The 1,685-nt window shown below is 47.4% G+C and carries 1 protein-coding gene and 1 pseudogene; one reads left to right on the top strand and one right to left on the bottom strand.

From position 1 onward, the window contains the following. Positions 1 to 12 precede the first annotated feature (12 nt). Positions 13 to 1,017 (top strand): SPOR domain-containing protein, encoded by a 1,005-nt coding sequence (locus tag R8N28_RS24135; RefSeq protein WP_318183538.1) that lies wholly within the window; start codon positions 13 to 15, stop codon positions 1,015 to 1,017. Between the two features lie 239 nt (positions 1,018 to 1,256). On the opposite strand, the pseudogene R8N28_RS24130 reads toward R8N28_RS24135, so the two are convergent. Next, positions 1,257 to 1,685 (bottom strand): annotated as a pseudogene (locus R8N28_RS24130) (acid phosphatase); the annotation flags it as partial.

The following is a 1,685-nucleotide window of genomic DNA, read 5'->3' as shown; positions in this document are numbered from 1 at the left end:
AGAGTGAAGCGTATGGAAATGAAGAAGGCACACCTCTCATCACGCATTGTCCAATCAGGCCTCAGCTTAGGAGGGCTATTGCTGTGCGCCCAATTTTCAGCCCCGGTATTGGCCGATGACTTTCTTTGTCAGGCGACTCAAGCGAGCGACAAAGAACTGCCGATGCTAGAGAAAAGTTGCCCAATCGGTCAGGGAGTTTGGGGAAAGAAAGTGCCGCAAGGAGGCAATGATTTCTATTGGATTCAATGTGGCTTGCTGCCTAAACCAATGCCACTTGCCAAAGCCAAACCCATTTACAGCAAAATCACCACCGATGTTTGGATGAAGCCCGAAGCAAAGGGCTATCGTTGTCTTATTGGGCCTTATACAGAATTTTCTAAAGCGTCTGCTGATTTGCGAGGAGTCAAAACCTTGTCGAACTATCGCGAGGCATTTATTCGTGTGGTTGGCAAAGGTAGTGACAACACCGTGAATCAAACGCAGCTGTCATCAAAGCCGACTCCTGTCGCCAAACCAAACGTCGCCCCGAAGCCTGTTGCGCCAGTCGTGACCAGTCGTCCAGATACCGAGGCGTTTAAAGCTTCTGCGACAAAAACGACAGCGCAGCCAGTTACGGCAAAAGAGCCGAAACCGAGCACGACAACAAAACCGGTAGCGAAAGCAAAACCAGCACCGAGCGTAAAAGGCAATGGAGAGGTGGAAGTGCGCTTGCGAGCGTCTCTACATGGCAAAACGTATGTCGTGCCTTACCTGTTAGATAATCAGTTTTATATGGAATATGGTAAGCCGTGGAATCGACTCAACTACGAAAGCTCGCAACAGATTTGTCAGCAGTTGGGCATGTCGCTCGCCACGGCGACTGAATTTAAAGCGTTGCGAGATTCTGGTGTGATGGAGAAGAACAAATGGCCGCTGCAATTGCCGTATTGGGGTAAAGATAAGAAAGGCTTGTTTGCCGATCGAGAACCAAATCAGTTAACCGGCACGTCGTTGTTGAATGTGATGTGTGTGAAGTAGCGGTTGTTCATCCTTAATGTATTCATACATTTTAGGACGAAACATGCTTGTCAAAACGAAGAAAGCCCCGCGATGCGGGGCTTTTTTGCGGTCTCAAATATTGTTGCTACTTGAGAGGTGTTTCTTTGTGACAGTTTGAGCAAATGTACACTTCTTTGATACCGACAAATCGTTCCCAGAAGGTTCGACGTCTTCTACGTAAATGCACACTGCCGCAACAAGGGTTGACGATGGTTGCTTTAGTCATCGTCACCTGGCTCCAAAATTGGTAGTGAAGCCGCGATGCTTGTCATTACTTCTTTGTTGTGAGAGTACAGGCCATATTCCGGCGCTGATTCATGACCGTTTTGCTCTTTACTCCAATGGATACCGATGTAGAAATCACCAAAATCACGGTTGATGTAACGATGACGAGTTTTGTAATCTGATTGTGAGCCCGTTTCTTCTAGAATCAGCAGTTCACGACCTTCATCATCCTTGATTTCCCAGTTTCCTGGCGTTTGGAAGCCGGTCGGCATGAACGACGAGTAATTGTAAGTGTCAGCGTCGTATTCGTATGTACCTGAAGAGTATTTCAGGATTTTGTCGTCGTCTTTGCCTTTACTTTCTACCATCAAGTCATGCTCTACCGTGCCATGCTTGATGTGTTCTGCAACCGAAAGTGATTC

It is taken from the genome of Vibrio sp. Vb1554, assembly GCF_033344235.1.
Note: the sequence above shows the minus strand (reverse complement) of the source record. Positions and strands in the feature narration are given on the sequence as shown.